A 17,562-nucleotide genomic window follows, 5' to 3' on the forward strand; every position below is an offset into this window, starting at 1 on the left:
ACCTGCTCAATGACCGACGGCTATGACTGCTACCAGAACGCACTGGCCGAGCGCATCAACGGCATTCTGAAAACGGAACTGTTGCTGCATCGTCCCGCCAATCTGGCCCAGGCTGTGCGCATGGTCAGACAGTCGGTGCAGATCTACAACAGCGAACGACCACATCACTCGCTCAAATACAAAACGCCCGATGAAGTTCATCGGGCGTCGTTAAGGGGGTATCTTTACCAGCCGGATACCCTGGCAAAACCTGTCAACCTATAGCAGGACGGGTCAGCGGGTGAATCGGCTTTGCTTCAGCGTTCAGCGCGCCACCAGCAAGCTCTCCGCAAATCCCCATTCATCTTCGACCCACTGATGGCTGCATACGAAGCCGGCGTCGTCGGCGATCGCGGGCATTTCTTCCGCGCGATATTTGTGGCTGCTCTCGGTCCAGATCGTTTCGCCCGCTTTCAGCGAAACCGTCAACTGCGCCGCGCCGACGTGCGCGGTGACATCGCGCTTGGCGCGTAAATGCATTTCGATGCTGCGCGCGTCCGGATTGAAACGCGCGACGTGCTCGAACGCGTCGAGCGGAAAATCGCCGTCGAGTTCGCGGTTGATTCGCGCCAGCAGATTCAGATTGAACGATGCGGTTACACCGACCGCGTCGTCATAAGCTGCGATCAGCACGGGCGTCGGCTTGATCAGATCGGTGCCGAGCAGCAACGCGTCGCCGGGGGCAAGCATGTTGCGGATGTCGCGCAGAAAACGCGTGGCCGCGAGCCGGCCGAAATTGCCGATCGTGCTGCCGAGAAACAGCACGAGTAACCGGTCGTCCGCCGCGCGGTCCTTGCTGACTTCAGCCAGACCGGCGAGATAATCGCGTTCATAACCCACAATCGAAATCCGCTCGATGTCCCCCAATTCGCGCCGGCACAACTGCAACGCGCTGCGCGAAATTTCAATCGGGCAGTAAGAAGTGGGGCGCTTTTTACACAGCGCCTCAAGAATGCGCCGCGTTTTACGCCCACTGCCGCTGCCAAGTTCGGCGACGGTCACGTCATGCGGCAAATGCGCGACGATGTCTGCCGCGTGCTTCGCGAGCAGCCGCTCTTCGGCGCGCGTCACGCCGTATTCGGGCAGTACGGTGATCACTTCGAATAGCGCGGAGCCGACTTCGTCGTACAGATACTTCGACGGCAGTTCTTTTTGCGGCGTGTGCGTGAGTCCGGCGCGGACGTCGGCGGCGAAGGTGGAGCGGAAGTCGGGTGAGGCATCGTGCGAGAGGGCTGGCTGGGTCATGGTGGCTCCAGTAGTCACATTCGATGAGCGGGGTTGCCGGCAGGGCGGTGACAGGCGCGTTGAAACGCTGTCGAGACATGCCGCGGACGAGGCGGCCGGGTTCGTCCGTAGGACGTGTTACGCCGGCCCGGCGCAGGGATGCTGCACAAGCTGTGTCGCCCATGGGACATTGCAGCGTGGGCGCGGCGAACGACAGGGCGAACAGCGTCGCAAACTTTGTAGCAAGATTCGCGCTTGAGCCAACTTGGGCGGCGGCGGGAGACGCTGCCGTTTGACAAGCCCACGCTTTGCTCGTCGCGCGTGAAGTTAAGTTCTAGTGCATCGATACGCGATGCGCACGGAATAATTTGCAGCCGGTCGACGGGAACACGCAGAGCCGCGACTCACCAACCCGTCTAGAATGCCGGCTTGCACTGCCTGACGAACCTACGGAAAAACTAGAACGCAGCGAACCGTTAGACAGCACTCGCGATACCGTACTGCCCGCTTAAGAGACACGCCGCCAATGACGAACCTCCACGCCGCGCTGCCGGATGCTGCGCCGCAAACAACATTGACAGCAACGACACTTGCCATTGCGTTGCCTATTATCGCGATCGCGTCACGGACCGTGCAATGAATGAGTATGACCCAAAGCGCGGCATTGCGTTGTCGGTCGGCGCGTCCGCGATGTTCGCATTACTGTCCGCTTACGCCACGCTGCTCACGCCGTTGAGCGGCCTCGACATCTTCGCCTGGCGGATTATCTGGACCGTGCCCGGCGCGCTTCTGCTGGTCGCGTTGCGCAAACGCCTGCCAATTCTCAGGCAGCTTCTTTACCGCATGGTGACCGAGCCGAAACTCGGTGTGGCGATGATAGTCGGCGCTGCTCTGCTTGGCGCGCAACTGTGGGTATTTCTGTGGGCGCCCCTGCATGGCCGCATGCTTGAAGTCTCGCTGGGCTATTTCCTGCTGCCGCTGGCGATGGTGCTGGTCGGCCGCTTCTACTATCACGAACGTCTCGACGGTTTGCAGTGGCTCGCGGTGATTTGCGCCGCCGTGGGCGTTGCCCATGAACTGTGGATGACGGGCGCGTTCTCGTGGCCGACCTTGCTCGTTGCGCTCGGTTATCCGCCGTACTTCGTGTTGCGCCGCAGGATCAATCAGGATTCGCTCGCCATGTTCACCGTCGAGATGGCGTTGCTACTGCCGGCGGCAATTGTCTTCGCGATCAGCGGCGGTTCGTTTGCGGCGATTGGCGGCCGTCTGGATATGTGGTTTTTATTGCTGCCGGGCCTCGGCGCATTGAGCACGCTCGCGCTCGCTTCGTATCTGAAGGCGAGCCGCTTGTTGCCGGTCGCGTTGTTCGGGATTCTTGGTTATGTCGAGCCGGTGTTGCTCGTGCTGATTTCGATCATGCTGCTCGGCGAGACGTTGAGCGCCGCGCAGTTGGCAACATATATCCCAATCTGGATCGCGGTCGCGTTGACCGCGTTGCATAGTGTGCGGCTGGTTCGACTGGCGCCGAATTGAAACGCCTGATACGTGCCGCGCCGCACCAGGCGATCTCAGTGATGCGCCGCCGCTCGCTCCGCATTGACACGCGTCGGGCCGACTTGGGCCTCGATCGCTTCGCGTAGCAACGGACGCCAGCCGAAGCCGAACAATGCTTCCGCGAGAACGAACAGTGGGCCGATCAGCAGGCCGATCACGTCGTCGACGAAAGCCGGTTTGCGGTGTTCATAAGCTACATGGCCGATGAACTGAAACACCCAGCCAACCACGAACAAACCCACGCCGGTCGCGATCCAGATCAATGTGGATTGCGCGGCGATCCATTGCCCGAACGCGACACACACAACCGCAACGACAGCCATCATCACGCCGAGCGGCACGTCGAGCACGAGATAATAAATAGTCGCCGCGCCCAATAAAAGCCACGCCGGCGACACCATCAACGGCAGCGCACCGACTGCGAAAGCGGGACGACTCACCAGCACCGCCAGCGCCACCACGATCATCGGAATGCCGATGAAATGCGTGGCGATATTGCGCCGGTCGCGATGGTAAGCCGCGTATTGCGTGAGTTGTTGCGTCAGCGTTCTCATGGATGCCCCTCCTTCGTCAAAGTCAGCATAATCGCGGGCAGCGGAATTTGAAACCATCGGGTAGCCGACAATCAGGCACGGATGCCGTCCTATGACTGCGAGTTTTTCATCGAACGAGAATGAACTGGGCGCGCTGCTTGCGCGCAGCGCGTGGTTTCGCTCGGCGCCGGCCGACTTGCAGGCGCAATTAATCGGTGCGGGGCGCGTGGAGCGCCTCGTTGCCGGGCAGCGGCTTTTCACGCGCGGCGATGCCGACGACGGCTTCTATTGCGTGCTCGACGGTCTGGTGAGAATTGGCGCGGCCAGTTCGGCCGGCAAGGAAGCCTTGCTGGCCGTGATCGAACCTGTGAACTGGTTCGGCGAGATCGCACTGTTTGACAATCGGCCGCGAACCCATAACGCGTATGCCGAACGCGATTCCGTGCTGTTTCATGTGACGCGCGCCGCGCTGGCCGCGATGCTCGAACGCGCGCCCGCGTACTGGCACGTGTTCGGTTTGTTGCTGACGCAAAAGCTGCGACTAGCGTTCGACGCTATCGAAGAAGCCGCGTTACTGCCCGCCGCGCAGCGCATAGCGCGCCGTTTGCTGTTGATGGCGGGCGGTTACGGGGAACCCGGCGCACTGCGGCGCGTGTTGAAGGTGCCGCAGGAGGATCTGGCGATGATGCTGGCGTTATCGCGGCAGACGATCAACCAGGTGCTGAAGCAGTTCGAAACGCAAGGGGCGTTAAAACTCGGCTACGCCGAGATCGAAATCATCGATGCAAAAAAACTTGGCGCACTAGCGGAGCTTGATCCTGCTGCTGAGTGACGACCGAAACACACATGTCCGCCGCTTACGAGAAGAACGCGAACGGCAACGTCGCGGCGAGATAAACGGCAATACCCATTGAAGGCAAGCCCGCGGCAATCGCAATCGCGGCGACCGCGCTACTGGTTATCGCCAGGGTGAGCGTCCGTCGCCGGACCGCTTGTCGCCCGACAAGCGAAGCGCGGTGCCGTGTGTCTTCCGCGCTGCCCTGCGATGCGGCGCCGTACGGACGGACGTTCAGACTGGACATGATGATCTCCCGAAAACCGATCATCGAAGTCTGACATTCACGACATATCGAATGCCTCAATAACGCACCACGCCGCGCAAAAGATGCGTATACGTGTGTCGGATCGCGCGGCATCTTTATAAGCATTTTACGGCGTGCCCCTGTTTCTTTGGCGATTCGCTATGCCAAGCCCGGTAAGGTCGAGACACTCCGGGTCAGGAAGCGAAAACATGCATGGAAATAGCGTTCTGGATGGTGTGCAGAGACAACGACAGGCCGGAAGTATTTGCCCGGCATCTCGTCTGACGACGATGCTCGCGGCGATTGCATTGTCGTTCGGCGTTGCCGCGCAGGCTGCCGATGCACAGTCGGCGGCGGTCACACCGGTTGCGGTCGCAAGCAATTCGATCAGCGCGTCAATGAGCAACTCGACGAGCGATTCGATACCCGAGTCCGCGCTCCCGTCGCTGAGCGACATCACCGCGATGCTACGCGCGCAATTTCGCGTCGCGCCGATGGAATCGATGACGATCGCCCGTGCCGTGTTGACCGAATCCGACCGTCACGCGATCTCGCCGGTATTGCTGCTCGCGGTGATGTCGGTCGAGTCGAGCTTCGATCGCCACGCGGTGAGCGTCGCCGGCGCACGCGGCTTGATGCAGGTGCTGCCCTCGGCACATCCGCAGTTGATCGCCGGGACGACCGATCTGTCCGATCCCGCGATCAACGTGCGTATCGGCACGACGATTTTGCGCGACTACCTCGACGCGAGCGGCGGTGATCTCGCCGCCGCCTTGCTTCGCTACAGCGGCGGCGGTCGTGGCTACGCGCGGCGTGTGGTGTTGCGCATGCAAAGTTTCGACGCGAGTCTGCGCCGCGAATGAAGAAGCCATTCGCGGCGCGTGTTTAGTTTGCGATCAATACTGCGGTGTGAAAAGTAAACCGTTCAACTCATCGCACCGGCAAACTCGGCGCGCAGATCCTGCAAGCGGTCGCGCGCCGTACTCAACCGCTCGACGAGCTGAGCCGATGCGCGCGTAATCGGCATACGTGTCTCGTCGCTGAGCGAATGATCGAAAGCGAGCATGGCCTTGATCGCCGACGGATTCGGCGCCGCGAACAGCAGGCGCAACACCGGCAGCAAACTGGCGAATAATGTGCGCGCGTCCGTCGCGCGATCGGCATGGATCAGTTCCTGTACCGCGACCAGCAGATCCGCGCAAACATGCGCGCTGGCCAGAATACCGCCGGTGCCGCCGTGATGCAGACAGTCGTCGAAGGCTTCGTCGGTGCCGCACAGTACGTTGATCGGCAGTGCGGTCAGCTTCTCGAAGTGTTCCCTCACGCATTCCTTGATCGCGACGATATTCGCGTGCTCGACGAGCCGCGCGACCGTCTCCGGCGCGATGGTCACGCCGGTTCGGTGCGGCACGTTGTACAACACGATCGGCCGTTCGGTGGCGAGCGCCAGCTGCTCGAAATGCCACTGCACACCGGTCTGATCCGGACACACATACGACGGTGCCGACACCAGATAACCCGCGCAATCCCAGCGCTCGTAGCGTTGCATATCGTGCAGTACATCACGCGTGTTCGAGCCGCCGACGCCGATCAGCATCGGCAATCGCTGGCCGACCACTTCCGTGAGCGCTTGCAGCACGGTGAGACGTTCGGCTTCCTGTAACAAGGCGGCTTCGCCGGTCGTGGAGAGCGCAACGAAACCGCTGATGTCGGTGCGCAGATAGTAGTCGGCGAGGCGTTGCAACGCGTCGATATCGACTTCGCCGTTGCGCAGCGGCGTAACGATGGGCAACCAGATACCGGAGAACATGATCAGCGCACCTTTGCGACCGCGCTGCGGCGCTTCACGGGGCCGATCAATGCGGCGGGGAGTGTCGAGATCAGGGTGTGCAGGGTGAAGTCGAGGTCGTCGAGCGCAATGTCGAGCTGCACGCGTACTTCGTCGCGATCGGCTTCGGTACTGACCACATACACGCCGAGCGGCGAGTGAAGTAACGCGCGTAACTGGGCGCCGGGAAGATCATGCGCGAGGTGCGGTAGACCGACTTGCAGACGCACGCGTGCGGAGGGGAAGGGAATGACGTTGTTGCGTGATGCGGCCGGCGGCGCGTTGAGCGGCTGCGGAGCGAAGCTGTCGATGGTTTGTGTGAGTGCCATTTAATCCGGCGTTCGTCGACGCCAAGGTTGATCAGGACAGTTCGAGATTAGACTTCCGCAGGTAAACGCAGTGCAAAAATTCGGGTGTGGATTGAAAAAATCGTGCGGACGTTTTCCACGATGAAGCATGCTTCGCACGAGACGCACATAAAAAAAGGCGAGTCCTTGGACTCGCCCTCCCTGAACGGCACAGTGCGGCTTCGACTAACTACCCATGCATGGCCGATGCGTGCCGAAACCGATCACGTGTTATTGCGTCTTGGTCGTGTCGGTCGTTGCGCCGTCGACTTTCGCCGGGGCATTGCTGGCCTCTTTCGCGTTCTCCGTCTTGCTCTTTGCGGCGCTCGTTTGGACGGCGGCCTTCTTGGTGACCTTATGCGGCTTGGCCGTGTGGTGAGCGGCAACCTTCTTCACATGCGACTTGCTCGCGGCCTTGGCCGGCGCTTTCGTGGCCGCGGCGCCTTCGTCCGTTGCGCCGGTTTGCACGGCGGTGCTGGCCTTCAGGTTCGCTTGACCGGCGGCCTGCGTTTGCGCGGGTTGTGCCGGTTGCGCGGCGGACGGTGCGGCCGTTTGAGCAAATGCGGTCGACACGACGAGAGCGGAAGCGAGAGCGGCGAAAAGCGTCTTCATGGTGTTACTCCTGGTTAAACCGGTGGTTTCTTGTATCGCGGCTGATTGTGTTCAGCGCTGCCGGTTTAACGTTGGCCGGAAGACAGGAGTTGACGACGCTCTGGTGACAAAACGTAACGGCTGAAACATGTCGGGGTACTGAATCAGGGCGGGCGGCACGAGCAACTCGACGCGAACGCGATGAACTGTTACCGCCCCCTCGCCCCCCACCGACACGTCACTGAAACGGATTCCGCACCACGCCCGGTTTCACATCCGGCTCGTCTTTCACCTTCGCCGGTAGATTCGCTTGCGCCTGCAACGCGGCGGCGACGGCGTCGACCGCTTCCTTAAGCGCGAGTACCGATTTCAGCCCGGCTTGATCCCGCGTCAATTCCAGCGTGCCGTTCAGCACGACGCGCGTCGTACCGTTGCTCACCGTGAATGCGTCGCCCTGAATGTTGAGCACATCGTCATCGTTCGAATAGGGTTTAAACACCTTTTATTCCTCCCGGTCGCTGATCTTTGAGGTTCTCCGGAATGCCCGGAAAGCGGATGCCCGATGCGGCTTCGAGTTCGTGAATCGTCTTGATGTCGTAACGGTTGGTCGACACATTGTCCACCATCACCGCGAAGGCCAGTTTGCGCGACGGCACGTAGACAACCTTGAATAACTGGGTCGGCACGAACACGCGCGTCGGTCCGATGGTCTGCAACTGCTGACCGTTGAAGAGCGGACCCGTGACCACATACGTATCGCCGTACGACACCGCGATCTTGCGCACGGACGTTTCGATACGCGCCCACAGCCGCTGATTGTTCTCGCGATTCTGCGGCACGACGTTGGCTAGCGAGAACGACTGCGCCATGGCTTCCTGATTCCAGCGATTGCCCGCCGGGCTCATATGACCGCGATCGAAACCGCTGCGCTTGTAGTCCGCGAGCGTGGCGCCTTCGCCGTCCGGCAGGCGCGCGTCTTCGAAGAACTTGTTGGTGCGCACCATGTCTTTGGCCGCTTCGATATGGTCGGGCGTCAGATGTTCGGCGGACCACAACGGACCATGCGTGAGACCGGAATGCAGCACCGCGAAATCGCTATAGCAGAGCATGCGTGTTTTCGGCGCCATCTTCTGATTGGTCAGAACCGGCCATTGCGCATTCGGGGTGAATTCGGTGCAGGAGGGCGCCGCGCTTGCATGCGCGGCAACAGCGAAAAGCAGAGAGGCAAACCACTTCTTCATGTGTCAATCGGTCGAGGGATGGGGGCGCAAGTATAGCGTCGCAAGCGCGATTCGAGCGATGCCAAACACTGCGAAAAACCGGAAGAAGAAAGCGAAGTGCTACGGTGTGCCGCGGTGAAGAAGAGACACGAATGTGGTGTGCGCGGCGTGATCGTAATCCCGTCGCACCAAAAAAAACGGGCCGCTTTGCAGCGACCCTAATGCGTGGAGTTCCAACTCTACGGATGGAAACTTAAGGTGGGCTTAAAAGGCATCAGCGGCGAAGTTCAACAACAGAAGTTCAGCAAGCGAAGACGCGAACGCACGTGCGAATTGTTCACGGGCAAACTGCACTCTCGCCGACACAAAGCCATTCCGACCGACTGAAAAGAAAGCGCCAGAACTCAATTACCGAACACGCTATTCTCGGCATGGACCGTCTGACGATCCACCGCCTGCAGACGCCAGAATCCGCTCGTCGGCGCGCGCGTGGGCAGCGCGGTCCATGCGGCGGCGCCTTGCGCCGCGCTCACGCGTTGCTTGCGATCCACATGCAGGCCGCGCAGCGTGCATAGCGGCGCGTCGGTGCTGGGCGCACAGAGGGTCGTCACGCCGTCCTCGTCGTGCAGTTCGCCCCACGGTGGGAGATCGATCCCTTGATGCGCCTCTCTCGACCACCGATGTTCTTCGGTGTCGAGCCAGAGTACGGCATAGTCGTGGCTGACGGTGGGATCCGAACCGTTGATGAGAATGGTTAGGCGCATGGCAGTTCCGTACAGATTGCGAAGTTGGGCTCTATCAGTCTAGGCCGAGACGGGCGTTATTCAAGTCTGGAAGTATCAGGTTCCGACTCGAAAAAACGAACACGTCACGCACGCGGCGGTACGATAGCCGCATCGTGTTGACGTTTACGGAGACGCGCCATGCTGGATCGATTGTTGCGGTACACGGTGGTGACGGGATACCTGACTACGGCAGCGATATCCGGCGTCGCGGCGGACAACGCGCCGTTCGCCGCGCCGGCGCCGGTCGTCTATGTGGCCGACTTCGATCTCGACGTCGCGAACGTGACGCCCGACAGCGGTCCCGGGCAGCGGGTGCGTCGTCTGCGCGGTTTGCTGCCGAGCGGGCCAGGTCCGTTAGGGCAAGATAAGAATCCGCAAGATCACGCGAAACACATCGTCGACGAAATGGCGGACGCGCTGACCGATGATTTGAAAAAGGGCGGCGTGGATGCGCGCCGCAGCGTACCGGGTCAACCGCTGCCGGCGGCGGGCTGGCAAGTGCGTGGCGTGTTCCTGAATGTCGACGACGGCAATCGCCTGCGCCGTGCGATGGTCGGATTCGGCGCCGGGCAGAACAATATTCAGGTGGCGGTGTCGTGCGATAGCCTGGGAGCGGCCGATCTGCCGCCGCTGTATCAGGCCGTTGAAGCGGCCGACAGCAAGAATAAGCCGGGCGCGGCCATCAAGCTGAATCCCTATGTGATCGCCGCGAAGTTCGTGATGGCGAGCGGCGACGAGAAAAAGACGATCGAGAAAACCGCTCAGGAAATCTCGGACGCGGTGATCGCCAAACTGCATGGCGCGGTGCAGTAGCGCGAAGTGACGCGACGAGGTGACGCGCCCGCGGCACTGCCGCAGGCGCGATACAAAATTCACACGCAAAACACAACGCACGAAAAACAAAAACCCGCGCCAACCCGCCCGCACTCAAGCCAGATCCAGCGTCCCCGTCAAATCCCCCAGCGGCGCGAGGCCATTGCTGGCAAACGCGCGGTCGCGCGCCACCACGCCGTCCAGCGGCGCCAGCCCGTGCACGCGTGTGATCAGCCGAAGAATCGAATTCGTGTCGTACACCGTGTGATCGACATAACCCTTCTTCGCGAGCGGCGACACCACCAGCGCCGGAATGCGCGAGCCCGGACCCCAGCGATCGCCCTTCGGCGGCGACACCGGATCCCACCAGCCGCCGTTTTCATCGACGGTGACGATCACGACCGTATTCGCCCACTGCGGCCCGCGCTGGATATGGTCGATCACCGCGGCAATGTGGCGGTCGCCCGATTCGACGTCGGCGTAACCCGCGTGCATGTTCAGATCGCCTTGCGGCTTGTAGAACGCGACCGCGGGCAAACGGCCCGCGTCGATATCCGCGATCAGACGGTTGCTCGCCGCGTCGTTGCCGAGCCCCGCGTCGCGCAGATGTTGGCGGCGCGCGGCGGTGCCCGGTGCGTAATTGGCGAAGTAGTTGAACGGCTGATGGTGATACTGGAAATCGGGCACGGCGCCCGTGTCCTGATGGTCTAGCGCGTATTGCCACGCACCGCTGTACCACGCCCAGTCCACCCCTTTGTCCGTCAGCCGGTCGCCGATCGTCGCGTAATTTTGCGGCGGCAGCACGCGCGGATTCGACAGATCCGCGAATGCGGGATTGCCGCCCTCGGCCGGACGCACGTTGCTCGGCTGATACGGCGGCGCCATGGTGTTGACGGCGTAACCGTCGGCGGTGAACGCGCCGTCGTTGACGAATTTCGGCGGACCGTCGAGCGCGGAGGCAGGCGAGTCTTCCGCGAGCTTCAGCCGCGTGCCGGTCGGATCGTCGCCTTCCACCACCGAGGCGAGCTTCTTCGCCGGACTATTGTGAATGTCCGGATAGAACGGCGGCTGCGCCGAAATCAGAAAGATGTGGTTCATCCACGAACCGCCGAAAGCCGCCATGAAAAAGTTGTCGCACAGCGTGTACTGCTGCGCCAGATTCCACAGGCGCAGCGTGTCGGCGGAATTGCGGTAGTGCCCCATCACGAGGCCGCCGGAATCGCCCCACGCGGCAAACTGATTGTTGCGGCCGGCGTTGATCTGCATCTGGTTCTGATAGAAGCGGTGCACCAGATCCCGCGTAATGACGCCGTTGGGCAGCGGCGCGCCCTGCGCGTCGGTGATATGGAACGGCTGGTTGCGCAGATTGCCGAGGTCCTTCTGCGCGATCATGTAACGCTTGCCATCCACTTCCTGCGCTTGCGGCACGAGGCCGCCCCAGATGGCCGGCAAACGCGACAGCGGCGTCTTGCCGTCGCGGTCGAGTTGCAGATAACGCTCGGCGCTGACCGCATCGAGCGGATGCTGGACGCCCGGGAAATTGCCGTACAGATTGGCGAAGCTGCGGTTTTCCGCATAGATCACCACGATGTGCTTGACCTGATCGTGCAGCGCGGCGTCGAGGCGCAAGTCGGCGGCGCTGCGCGGTGCGCCGTCGCTCGACAGGTTTTGCTCGGTCTTGCAGCCCGCCAGGGCGATGCCAAGGCCGACCGCCGCGATGCCGGTGAGAACGCGGCGGCGGTCGGGATCGTCGGGGGCGTTGTCAGTGTGATCGGCGTGGCTGGCGTTGGGTGGCAGGGTGGAGTCGTGGTCGGTCATCGGTCGTTTCCGAAGTGGGCGTGACGGGCGCTGGGGCGGCGCACGGTGACAGCATGCGCGTGCGCCAACGGTGGCAGATCCGGGCGAGCCGCAAGACGCTGCCTAAGGTAATCGGCGCTTCACGCGCCAACTGTTGTGCGTTGCATCGACGGCGAACAGCAGCCAGTGTTTACTATCAACAGGATGACGCTTTTGTGTCGCATAGCGGTCCACGGCCAATTCGAGTTCGTCAAGCGCGCGGCGGTGACAGGTTGCATTCGCGCCCGAACCATCCGCGAATTCGACGACGGCGATCGCCTCGCGGGCCGATTCGGGCAAATGCGGAATGCTTACCGCGCAGCCCGGATAAAGATGCGAGTCGGCAACCTGAATCTGGATGGAATCGGACATGAGTTGGCCTCCGGACACCTGAGCGGAGCGAAAGCGCGGCGGTGAGACGGCGCGCGATGGACCGGATCAAAGGATAGCACCGCGCGAATGGGTAGCGGCACCGATAAATGACCGCCGGGTGCTTCGCGCTATGATGCTGATCTGACTACGATGAACCGCAGAAACGGCAGCCAAGATGGCAAAAGAAGAGCAAACAGGAGTGGGACGCAAGCAGGCAAAGTCACGCGGTGCGGCGGCCTCGATTTCTCAGGACGACGCGCTGTCGCCGGCCCAGATGGAAGGCGCCGAGTCCCACGATTCCACCGACGAAGAAAGCGCCGGCGGATCGACTTATCTCGTGCCTGGCCTCGAGCGTGGCTTGCGGATTCTCGCTGAGTTCAGCGCGCGCGAACCGGTGCTCGGCGCGCCCGAATTGTCGAAACGAATCGGCATTCCGCGCACCACAACGTTCCGCTTGTTGCAGACGCTCGAAGCGCTGGGTTTTCTCGAACGCGTGAATGGCGACCGCTATTTTCGGCTGAGCGTCGCCGTGTTGCGGCTCGGCTTCGAGTATCTGAGTTCGCTCGAATTGACCGACGTCGGCACGCCGATTCTCGAACGTCTGCGCGACGCTACCGGCTTGAGCACGCATCTGCTGATTCGCGATCAGCGCGACGTGGTGTTCGTCGCCAAGGCGCAAACTCACGAGCCGATGTTCAGTTCCGTCAAGGTGCATGTCGGCACGCGTCTGCCGGCCCATGCAACCGTGCACGGCCAGGTGCTGATGGGTGATCTGAGTTTCGAGGAACTGCGTCAGTTGTATCCTGAGCCGCAACTCGAACGCTTCACCGAGCGCACGCCGAATACCGTCGAAGAACTGTATGGCCGGGTGCGCGAAAGTGCGGCGCTGGGCTACGCGTTGAGCGAAGCGTCGTTCGAGCGGGGTATTTCGGTCGTGAGCGCGCCGGTGCGCGATCAGAGCGGCAAAATTGCCGCCGCGCTGACCGTCACGATTCCACGTTCGGATATCGGCGAGGCCGAGGAGCGCGAGCCGCTCATTATCGCGGTCTGCCAGGCGGCGCTCGAATTGTCCGAGCGTCTGAGCTATCGTCCGCGTCCGGACGATCCGACGGCGGCGCAAGCACGCCGCCGGCCGGTTGCGGCGAACTGATCGAGCCGCTAACTGAATCGACAAAGCGCGCGAGTCAGGCTGTTCACAGCCGACTCGCGCGCTTTTGCATTTTCGCCGCCGTCCCGTATCGGACGATCAACACATCAGAACGAGTGATGAATCCCCGTCAGGAAAATCGTCTGATTCCGGCCACTCGACACACCGGCGGTAAAGAACGCGGCGTCCGTATTCGAGCCCGCACGCTCATACAGCGCATTCACGTATAACTGCGTCGACTTCGACAGCGCGTAGATATCGCCGATCTCGAACTGCGTCCAGCGATGTCCCGCCAGCGTCGTGGTCGCGGCGCCGCCGGCAATGCTATTGAACGGCGTGAACTGATAATTCGCGCCCGCATCGTAGCTTTGATACGTGTTCGAATGACCGGCGTACTCCAGCTTCACGCGCGTGTAGAGACCATGCACCAGCAGCTTGCCGAACTGGTAAGACGCGCCTGCGCCCATGTTCTCGACCTTGTCCGCCGTGTAGGTCGCGGCGGCGACGCCCTGAAAGTTCGTGATACCCGTCGTGACGATCGACGGCGTGCGGTCGTGCTCGTTCGCATACGTCGCGCCGGCCTTGAACGGGCCGTTCGCATAGCTAAGCGCAAAGCTCAGCGTCTTGCCGGTCGAGAAGTTGGTGGTATTGCCGAGACCCATCATCGCGCCGACTGAAAAGCCGTTGAAACTCGCCGAGCGGAATTTCACCGAGTTATCGAACGGCACGACGCCTGTGTCGGCCAGTTCGTCGATATTGCCCGGGTGGAACGCGTACCAGCTGGCGGCCAGATAAGCCGTGCTCAACGGACCCAGCACGTCGAAGCTGAACGGCGTCTGATGGCCGAGCGTCACCGTGCCGATTTTGTCCGAGCTCAAGCCCACGAAGGCCTGCCGGTTGAACAGCACGCCTGCTTTAGCGAAGGCGCCCGTGTTCGTATAGAAGCCGTTCTCCAATTGGAAAACCGTCTTCAGTCCGCCGCCCAGATCTTCGACGCCCTTCAGGCCCCAGCGGTCCGGCTGCATGTTGCCTTGTTCCTCGATCCATTTCGAACTGCCGCCCGCATTGCTGATGTACGCGATACCGGCATCCAGACTGCCGTATAGCGTCACACTGCTCTGCGCCCATGCGCCAGTCGTTGCGCAGATTGCCGTCAAGCCGGCCGCAATGATGTGCTTCACCGTTGGTTCTCCTGATCGCACGACGGATTGGCCTGCGCCGATCTCGTCGTCCCTGATCCTTGCTTTGGGGTTGATTGCAGCGTTGGGTTTATGCGCCAAAACTGCACCGCTTTATGTTCCACCTATGGGCGTCTGTATCGCCTATGGAAAAGTATAGTGAGTCTGAAAGTGGTCAAAATAAATTTTCGGACCCCGTACAAACCCGCATCGGAGCATTTCAATTTGTCTGCCCATAACGCCTGAACGAGGCGCCAGAAGGCGTTGCGCGCTATTCGAGGATTCCGGCCGGATCACGCAATGCTGTGTTGCGAATGCCACAGTCGGTGTTTTCCCCAGGCGGTTCAGATTTTTATTTTTTCTCGCCAAAGCCACTCCTATAATTATCCATACACGAACTGATGTTCCTTAGATGGAACATAAGGCTTCAGGAGAAGGCGAGAAATGACTGAACAATGGCGCTGCGCCGGCCATGCCGGCGACCTGTCCGATGACGCGCCGATCGAGTTCAAGCTCGACGGCACCGAGATCGGCATCTACAAGGTGGGCGATGCGCTGTACGCGCTGGAAAACGTCTGCCCCCATGCGTACGCGTTGCTGACGCAGGGGTTTATCGACGGCGACACCGTCGAATGCCCGCTGCACGAAGCCGTGTTCCATATTCCGACCGGCAAATGCCTGAAAGAGCCCGGCGGCCGCGACCTGAAGATGTACTCGGTGCGACTCGCCGGCGAAGAAATCCAGATCAAGGTGGAATGACATGCGAGAGCAAATCGTGAACTTCAATCCCTTCCTGAAGCCGTGGCTCGCGCCGCAGCCGAACAACGTCGCCGGCAAGGGCGTGATCGAGAAGCCGGGCGAAACCGGCAACTTCATCTGGCAAACCCGCAAGGCCGAGCCGACCCAATACGAAAACGACTTCGGCGACGCACTCGAAAAAGTGTTCGACGCCGGCGCGGTGGAGTTGCAGGAAGTGGTCGACGGTTTGAATCGCGTGGGCTTCCGCACTCCGGAAGGCAACACGTGGGACGCCGACCGCCTCGCCGCCGAATTCCGCCTGCTCGCCGAATAAGCGCGCTTTCCCGAACACGTTTCATCGCTTTCGTCTCCGGAGTCTTTTGATGACGTCCCCCAATACAACGACTCAACGTGCGGCCGATCCGATCCAGTCCTATCTGGACAAAGGTCTGCGCAATTACTGGTATCCCGTCGCACCGAGCTGGCAAGTTGGCGACGCGCCGGTCGGCATTACGCGCCTTGGCGATCAGATCGTGCTGTGGCGCGACAAGGAAGGTCAGGTTCGCGCGCTCGAAGACCGCTGCCCGCATCGCGGTGCGCGTCTGTCGCTCGGCTGGAATCTCGGCGGCAGCGTCGCGTGCTGGTATCACGGCATCGAGATCGACGGCAGCGGCGAGGTCACCAAAGTGCCGGCCGTGTCGAACTGTCCGCTGGAAGGCCAGAAATGCGTGAAGTCGTACCCGGTCGAAGAACATGCCGGCGCGATCTTTCTGTGGTTCGGCGACGACGCGCATAAGGAGCCGACACCGCTCGTGCTGCCGGAAGAACTGGTCGGCGAGGACTACGCGAACTTCCTGTGCATGTCGAACTGGAAGTGCAATTACCAGTACGCGATCGACAACGTGATGGACCCGATGCACGGCGCGTATCTGCACGCGACGTCGCACTCCATGGCTGAAGGCGACAAGCAGGCCGACATGCGTGTGCGCAAAACCGAAACCGGCTTGATGTTCGAAAAGGTCGGTCAGCGCGACGTGAACTTCGACTGGGTGGAACTCGGCGAAACCGGCTGCCTGTGGATGCGTCTCGCGATTCCATACAAGAAGAAGTTCGGCCCGGGCGGCAACTTCGGGATTATCGGCTTCGCCGTTCCCGTCGATGAAAACAACTGCCAGGTGTATTTCTGGCGCACGCGCAAAGTGTCCGGCTGGCAGCGCGACGCGTGGCGCTTCATGTATCGCAATCGTCTGGAAGGTCTGCATTGGGCGGTGCTGGAGCAAGACCGCTACGTGCTGGAAAGCATGGCGCCGAATGCCCGAGATCAGGAATTCCTCTATCAGCACGACGTCGGCATGACGCGTGTGCGTCGCATGCTGCGTCAGCGCGCGCAGCAGGATTTTGCCGCGCTGGATGCGCTTCGCGCGCAAGCGACTGAGGCCGCGTCCGGCTCGACAGTCGCGGCGGCACAAGCCGAAGCAGGCCACAGCCATGCATAACGACGCGCTCGCAACGCTCACCGGCCGGCGCGTCGTCGTGACGGGCGGCGCGCGCGGTCTCGGCGCGGCGTTCGTCCGCGCGCTGGTGCAAGCCGGCGCGAGCGTGGTGTTCGGCGACGTGCTGCACGAAGAAGGTAAAGCGCTGGCTGCGTCGCTCGTCGAACAAGGGCATGCGGCGACCTATCTGCCGCTCGATCTCGCCGACCCCGCCAGCATTACCGAATTCGCGCGGCAAGCTGCGGCGCAACTCGGCGGTCTCGACGCGCTGATCAACAACGCGGCGATCACCCACTCCGGCGGCAAGTTTGCCGACGAGTTGTCGGTCGACACGTGGGACGCCGTGATGAACGTCAACGTGCGCGGCACCTGGCTGATGAGCACCGCCGCGCTGCCTTATCTGCGCGACGCGGGCCACGGCAGCATCGTCAACATCGCATCGGACACGGCAATGTGGGGCGCGCCGAAACTGCTCGCCTACGTCGCCAGCAAGGGCGCGGTGATTTCGATGACACGCTCGCTCGCGCGCGAATTCGGCGCGCACAACGTGACCGTCAACGCGATCGCGCCGGGCCTGACCGAAGTCGAGGCCACCGCCTACGTGCCCGCCGAGCGTCATCAGTATTACCTGCAAGGCCGCGCGCTGACGCGCGCACAAGTGCCCGACGACGTGACCGGGCCCGTGCTGTTCCTGTTGTCCGATGCCGCGCGCTTCGTGACCGGCCAGTTGCTGCCGGTGAACGGCGGCTTCGTGATGAATTGATCTTGTCGAATCGAAAGGA

General features: G+C 61.6%; 22 protein-coding genes. 10 read left to right on the forward strand and 12 right to left on the reverse strand.

What is annotated here, in order from left to right; genetic code table 11:
- On the forward strand, positions 1–264 hold a 264-nt coding region (locus B0G83_RS00005), incomplete at its 5' end, for an integrase core domain-containing protein (protein ID WP_146120134.1).
- A gap of 39 nt (positions 265–303) precedes the next feature.
- Here the strand turns inward: B0G83_RS00005 and egtD are convergent.
- Positions 304–1,284 carry an L-histidine N(alpha)-methyltransferase gene (gene egtD / locus B0G83_RS00010; RefSeq protein WP_105505405.1) on the reverse strand — a complete coding sequence of 327 codons (981 nt, stop codon included), beginning with the start codon at positions 1,282–1,284 and terminating at the stop codon, positions 304–306.
- A 615-nt stretch (positions 1,285–1,899) separates the two neighbouring features.
- On the opposite strand from egtD, the gene rarD reads away from it, so the two are divergent.
- Positions 1,900–2,796 carry an EamA family transporter RarD gene (gene rarD, locus B0G83_RS00015; RefSeq protein ID WP_105505406.1) on the forward strand — a complete coding sequence of 299 codons (897 nt, stop codon included), beginning with the start codon at positions 1,900–1,902 and terminating at the stop codon, positions 2,794–2,796.
- A gap of 35 nt (positions 2,797–2,831) precedes the next feature.
- Here the strand turns inward: rarD and B0G83_RS00020 are convergent, their stop codons facing one another.
- Positions 2,832–3,371 (reverse strand): DUF962 domain-containing protein, encoded by a 540-nt coding sequence (locus B0G83_RS00020; RefSeq protein ID WP_105505407.1) that lies wholly within the window; start codon positions 3,369–3,371, stop codon positions 2,832–2,834.
- 91 nt (positions 3,372–3,462) lie between these two features.
- Here B0G83_RS00020 and B0G83_RS00025 point away from each other — a divergent pair, with 91 nt between their 5' ends.
- Positions 3,463–4,182: a Crp/Fnr family transcriptional regulator gene (locus B0G83_RS00025; RefSeq protein WP_105505408.1), complete on the forward strand. Its 720-nt coding sequence runs from the start codon at positions 3,463–3,465 to the stop codon at positions 4,180–4,182.
- 25 nt (positions 4,183–4,207) lie between these two features.
- Here B0G83_RS00025 and B0G83_RS00030 read toward each other — a convergent pair whose 3' ends face one another.
- Entirely contained in the window at positions 4,208–4,432 is a 225-nt protein-coding gene (locus tag B0G83_RS00030; protein WP_105506499.1) for a hypothetical protein, read from the reverse strand.
- Positions 4,433–4,641: 209 nt separating this feature from the next.
- Between B0G83_RS00030 and B0G83_RS00035 the strand changes: the two genes are divergently transcribed.
- Positions 4,642–5,295 (forward strand): lytic transglycosylase domain-containing protein, encoded by a 654-nt coding sequence (locus B0G83_RS00035; protein ID WP_105505409.1) that lies wholly within the window; start codon positions 4,642–4,644, stop codon positions 5,293–5,295.
- 62 nt (positions 5,296–5,357) lie between these two features.
- Here the strand turns inward: B0G83_RS00035 and B0G83_RS00040 are convergent, their stop codons facing one another.
- The 6 genes from B0G83_RS00040 to B0G83_RS00065 all read right to left on the reverse strand — a co-directional run bounded on the left by B0G83_RS00040 (position 5,358) and on the right by B0G83_RS00065 (position 9,182).
- The gene (locus B0G83_RS00040) at positions 5,358–6,242 is read right to left on the reverse strand and encodes a 4-hydroxy-tetrahydrodipicolinate synthase (protein ID WP_105505410.1); all 885 of its coding nucleotides are present in this window, start codon (positions 6,240–6,242) and stop codon (positions 5,358–5,360) included.
- A 2-nt stretch (positions 6,243–6,244) separates the two neighbouring features.
- The gene (locus B0G83_RS00045; RefSeq protein ID WP_105505411.1) at positions 6,245–6,589 is read right to left on the reverse strand and encodes a hypothetical protein; all 345 of its coding nucleotides are present in this window, start codon (positions 6,587–6,589) and stop codon (positions 6,245–6,247) included.
- Between the two features lie 249 nt (positions 6,590–6,838).
- Positions 6,839–7,219, reverse strand: coding sequence for a hypothetical protein (locus tag B0G83_RS00050; RefSeq protein ID WP_105505412.1), 381 nt, complete (start codon positions 7,217–7,219; stop codon positions 6,839–6,841).
- Positions 7,220–7,436: 217 nt separating this feature from the next.
- Positions 7,437–7,697 carry a hypothetical protein gene (locus B0G83_RS00055; RefSeq protein WP_105505413.1) on the reverse strand — a complete coding sequence of 87 codons (261 nt, stop codon included), beginning with the start codon at positions 7,695–7,697 and terminating at the stop codon, positions 7,437–7,439.
- Complete coding sequence (locus tag B0G83_RS00060) at positions 7,690–8,439, reverse strand: DNA/RNA non-specific endonuclease (RefSeq protein WP_105505414.1); 750 nt, start codon at positions 8,437–8,439, stop codon at positions 7,690–7,692. Before B0G83_RS00060 ends, B0G83_RS00055 begins: the two co-directional genes overlap by 8 nt.
- Positions 8,440–8,822: 383 nt before the next feature.
- Positions 8,823–9,182 (reverse strand): DUF3564 domain-containing protein, encoded by a 360-nt coding sequence (locus B0G83_RS00065; RefSeq protein ID WP_105505415.1) that lies wholly within the window; start codon positions 9,180–9,182, stop codon positions 8,823–8,825.
- A gap of 159 nt (positions 9,183–9,341) precedes the next feature.
- Here B0G83_RS00065 and B0G83_RS00070 point away from each other — a divergent pair, with 159 nt between their 5' ends.
- Positions 9,342–10,016, forward strand: a complete 675-nt coding sequence (locus B0G83_RS00070) for a DUF4410 domain-containing protein (protein ID WP_105505416.1) — start codon at positions 9,342–9,344, stop codon at positions 10,014–10,016.
- A 114-nt stretch (positions 10,017–10,130) separates the two neighbouring features.
- Here B0G83_RS00070 and B0G83_RS00075 read toward each other — a convergent pair whose 3' ends face one another.
- The gene (locus tag B0G83_RS00075; protein ID WP_105505417.1) at positions 10,131–11,834 is read right to left on the reverse strand and encodes an acid phosphatase; all 1,704 of its coding nucleotides are present in this window, start codon (positions 11,832–11,834) and stop codon (positions 10,131–10,133) included.
- Positions 11,835–11,936: 102 nt separating this feature from the next.
- Positions 11,937–12,224 carry a hypothetical protein gene (locus tag B0G83_RS00080; protein WP_105505418.1) on the reverse strand — a complete coding sequence of 96 codons (288 nt, stop codon included), beginning with the start codon at positions 12,222–12,224 and terminating at the stop codon, positions 11,937–11,939.
- A gap of 175 nt (positions 12,225–12,399) precedes the next feature.
- On the opposite strand from B0G83_RS00080, the gene B0G83_RS00085 reads away from it, so the two are divergent.
- Complete coding sequence (locus B0G83_RS00085; RefSeq protein ID WP_105505419.1) at positions 12,400–13,374, forward strand: IclR family transcriptional regulator; 975 nt, start codon at positions 12,400–12,402, stop codon at positions 13,372–13,374.
- A gap of 104 nt (positions 13,375–13,478) precedes the next feature.
- Here B0G83_RS00085 and B0G83_RS00090 read toward each other — a convergent pair whose 3' ends face one another.
- Positions 13,479–14,552, reverse strand: coding sequence for a porin (locus B0G83_RS00090; protein WP_105505420.1), 1,074 nt, complete (start codon positions 14,550–14,552; stop codon positions 13,479–13,481).
- Positions 14,553–14,993: 441 nt separating this feature from the next.
- Here B0G83_RS00090 and B0G83_RS00095 point away from each other — a divergent pair, with 441 nt between their 5' ends.
- From B0G83_RS00095 to B0G83_RS00110, 4 genes are read left to right on the forward strand one after another with little or no spacing between them, the layout of a single operon-like run.
- On the forward strand, positions 14,994–15,308 hold the full coding sequence (locus B0G83_RS00095; RefSeq protein ID WP_105505421.1) for a non-heme iron oxygenase ferredoxin subunit: 315 nt from the start codon (positions 14,994–14,996) through the stop codon (positions 15,306–15,308).
- Between the two features lies 1 nt (position 15,309).
- On the forward strand, positions 15,310–15,621 hold the full coding sequence (locus B0G83_RS00100) for a recombinase-like helix-turn-helix domain-containing protein (protein ID WP_105505422.1): 312 nt from the start codon (positions 15,310–15,312) through the stop codon (positions 15,619–15,621).
- Between the two features lie 49 nt (positions 15,622–15,670).
- Positions 15,671–16,783, forward strand: a complete 1,113-nt coding sequence (locus B0G83_RS00105) for an aromatic ring-hydroxylating dioxygenase subunit alpha (RefSeq protein ID WP_105505423.1) — start codon at positions 15,671–15,673, stop codon at positions 16,781–16,783.
- Positions 16,776–17,543 carry an SDR family oxidoreductase gene (locus tag B0G83_RS00110; RefSeq protein ID WP_105505424.1) on the forward strand — a complete coding sequence of 256 codons (768 nt, stop codon included), beginning with the start codon at positions 16,776–16,778 and terminating at the stop codon, positions 17,541–17,543. Before B0G83_RS00105 ends, B0G83_RS00110 begins: the two co-directional genes overlap by 8 nt.
- The last annotated feature ends 19 nt before the right edge of the window (positions 17,544–17,562 follow it).

Origin of the sequence: Paraburkholderia sp. BL21I4N1, assembly GCF_002973525.1 — a bacterium.
In the GTDB taxonomy this organism is placed as follows: domain Bacteria; phylum Pseudomonadota; class Gammaproteobacteria; order Burkholderiales; family Burkholderiaceae; genus Paraburkholderia.

Bases quoted from the DNA above. Each gene is read 5' to 3' on its own strand.
- egtD (WP_105505405.1), bottom strand. From the start codon at position 1,284: ATGACCCAGCCAGCCCTCTCGCACGATGCCTCACCCGACTTCCGCTCC.
- rarD (WP_105505406.1), top strand. From the start codon at position 1,900: ATGAATGAGTATGACCCAAAGCGCGGCATTGCGTTGTCGGTCGGCGCG.
- B0G83_RS00020 (WP_105505407.1), bottom strand. From the start codon at position 3,371: ATGAGAACGCTGACGCAACAACTCACGCAATACGCGGCTTACCATCGC.
- B0G83_RS00025 (WP_105505408.1), top strand. From the start codon at position 3,463: ATGACTGCGAGTTTTTCATCGAACGAGAATGAACTGGGCGCGCTGCTT.
- B0G83_RS00030 (WP_105506499.1), bottom strand. From the start codon at position 4,432: ATGTCCAGTCTGAACGTCCGTCCGTACGGCGCCGCATCGCAGGGCAGC.
- B0G83_RS00035 (WP_105505409.1), top strand. From the start codon at position 4,642: ATGCATGGAAATAGCGTTCTGGATGGTGTGCAGAGACAACGACAGGCC.
- B0G83_RS00040 (WP_105505410.1), bottom strand. From the start codon at position 6,242: ATGTTCTCCGGTATCTGGTTGCCCATCGTTACGCCGCTGCGCAACGGC.
- B0G83_RS00045 (WP_105505411.1), bottom strand. From the start codon at position 6,589: ATGGCACTCACACAAACCATCGACAGCTTCGCTCCGCAGCCGCTCAAC.
- B0G83_RS00050 (WP_105505412.1), bottom strand. From the start codon at position 7,219: ATGAAGACGCTTTTCGCCGCTCTCGCTTCCGCTCTCGTCGTGTCGACC.
- B0G83_RS00060 (WP_105505414.1), bottom strand. From the start codon at position 8,439: ATGAAGAAGTGGTTTGCCTCTCTGCTTTTCGCTGTTGCCGCGCATGCA.
- B0G83_RS00065 (WP_105505415.1), bottom strand. From the start codon at position 9,182: ATGCGCCTAACCATTCTCATCAACGGTTCGGATCCCACCGTCAGCCAC.
- B0G83_RS00070 (WP_105505416.1), top strand. From the start codon at position 9,342: ATGCTGGATCGATTGTTGCGGTACACGGTGGTGACGGGATACCTGACT.
- B0G83_RS00075 (WP_105505417.1), bottom strand. From the start codon at position 11,834: ATGACCGACCACGACTCCACCCTGCCACCCAACGCCAGCCACGCCGAT.
- B0G83_RS00080 (WP_105505418.1), bottom strand. From the start codon at position 12,224: ATGTCCGATTCCATCCAGATTCAGGTTGCCGACTCGCATCTTTATCCG.
- B0G83_RS00085 (WP_105505419.1), top strand. From the start codon at position 12,400: ATGGCAAAAGAAGAGCAAACAGGAGTGGGACGCAAGCAGGCAAAGTCA.
- B0G83_RS00095 (WP_105505421.1), top strand. From the start codon at position 14,994: ATGACTGAACAATGGCGCTGCGCCGGCCATGCCGGCGACCTGTCCGAT.
- B0G83_RS00100 (WP_105505422.1), top strand. From the start codon at position 15,310: ATGCGAGAGCAAATCGTGAACTTCAATCCCTTCCTGAAGCCGTGGCTC.
- B0G83_RS00105 (WP_105505423.1), top strand. From the start codon at position 15,671: ATGACGTCCCCCAATACAACGACTCAACGTGCGGCCGATCCGATCCAG.
- B0G83_RS00110 (WP_105505424.1), top strand. From the start codon at position 16,776: ATGCATAACGACGCGCTCGCAACGCTCACCGGCCGGCGCGTCGTCGTG.